General features: G+C 45.7%; 1 protein-coding gene. It reads right to left on the bottom strand.

Annotated features, from left to right (window positions below):
• Positions 1–304, bottom strand: a 304-nt coding sequence (locus A5N84_RS10380) for a hypothetical protein (protein WP_158008700.1), incomplete at its 3' end; no start/stop codon positions are given.
• Positions 305–315: the final 11 nt, after the last annotated feature.

The following is a 315-nucleotide window of genomic DNA, read 5'->3' as shown; positions in this document are numbered from 1 at the left end:
GGTTTTGGTTTGGTCTTTGGTCTTTGGTCTTTGGTCTTTGGTCTTTGGTCTTTGGTTTTGCCTTTGTTGTCGCAAGATTATGGCAACGCAAACCTAGACACAAACAGCAAGCGGATATAGTTGGAGAAGTGAAAAAGTAGTACAAGGCGGCGAGCCGCAGACAGTACAGATAGTACGGCAAGGCGAGCCAACGCCGTAATACTTTTTCAATTCTTCGACTATAAACAAAGCACACCGCCATTAATAAAACCTCTGCTTTACTTAACATCCACGCAAACCGCAAACCGCAAACCGCAATCCGCAATCCGCAATCCG

Source organism: Rappaport israeli (assembly GCF_001888055.1).
In the GTDB taxonomy this organism is placed as follows: domain Bacteria; phylum Pseudomonadota; class Gammaproteobacteria; order Cardiobacteriales; family Cardiobacteriaceae; genus Rappaport; species Rappaport israeli.
This window is presented reverse-complemented; position numbering and strand designations above follow the sequence as displayed.